Annotated in this window: 2 protein-coding genes; both read left to right on the forward strand. The window is 47.6% G+C overall.

Features of this window, described 5'->3' with window-relative positions; all coding sequences use genetic code 11:
- Positions 1 to 642, forward strand: a 642-nt coding sequence (locus tag AC1RQK_RS40425) for an RHS repeat-associated core domain-containing protein (protein ID WP_492815265.1), incomplete at its 5' end; no start/stop codon positions are given.
- Between the two features lies 1 nt (position 643).
- On the forward strand, positions 644 to 1,030 hold the full coding sequence (locus AC1RQK_RS40430) for a hypothetical protein (RefSeq protein ID WP_492815267.1): 387 nt from the start codon (positions 644 to 646) through the stop codon (positions 1,028 to 1,030).
- The last annotated feature ends 115 nt before the right edge of the window (positions 1,031 to 1,145 follow it).

Consider the following 1,145-nt stretch of genomic DNA (forward strand, 5'->3'; position numbering starts at 1 on the left):
GAGGTGATAACGGATGCGGCGCGCAAGGCGGGGATTCATAACCCGTTGCGGTTCCAGGGGCAGTATTACGATCATGAGACGGGGCTGCATTACAACCGGCATCGGTATTATGATCCGGTGTCGGGACGGTTCGTTAGCAAGGATCCGATTGGGTTGGCTGGTGGGATCAACGTATATCAGTACGCGCCGAATCCGGTGGGTTGGGTTGATCCACTTGGCCTAGCCAAATGTCGCCCGTGTCCCGCTGATTGCGCGAAGATTCTATCCCAGGCGGGCCGAGAGTACGGGCGACACGACGAAGTTTCGAAAGATTCTCACCATATTATTCAAAATGCTGCCGTAAAAGGCATTAACGATTACGATGAGAATGCGGCGCCAGCCATCCAACTAAGCGGGCCTTCCAGTAAGGTCGGATCAGAACACTATATTGCAACTCAGTCCCAACGCCAAAAGGGTGTCGGAGGAACCTATGCCGCGGAACGAATGGTCGCATATCGAGCGATGAGGCGTGCAGGGCTATCGACTGAAGAAGCTCGGTGTCACATCATGCATAGCGATAGCTATTTTTCAGGCTTGGGGGTCGGTGGTTCTACAGTAACCCGGATGCCAGGAAACCGAAACAGTTCAACTAGGAGATGGTAACGTGAACGAGTGGATTGATTCTGGAATAAAATCTGAAATAAAAAAAATATGCGACTTGATTTCGCAGAATAATTTTGATTCTCTCGATAAGGATGGATATTTTGAGGTTAGTGCTGCTAGCGACGTAAAAAGAGCAATATTGGAGTATCTTTGCGGCGACATTCTTAATGAAGATGATCTTTCCAGGATAAATAGCCCGGATGATGAATATATAAAAATTCACGCTAACATTTTGAATATAGATCCAAAGGCGCCATCTGAAAAAAGAAAAAAAATTGAACTAAATTTGATTTTGGATGGGGCCGAAAGTGACATGACGATAATCTACTTTGCATACAAAAATGATACCGATGTTAAGGTCAGAGTCTATGATGCCCTTACGTTGTGAAAGCGAACTCATTCTAGTGTCAAACTAGTCAAAAAATCTGCCGGCACCCACTACACCTGGGACGAGCGCGGCAACCTGAGCGAACGCGTGACCAACGGCAAGGGGGAACGCTTCA

The organism is Cupriavidus sp. GW822-FHT02D05, assembly GCF_058802485.1.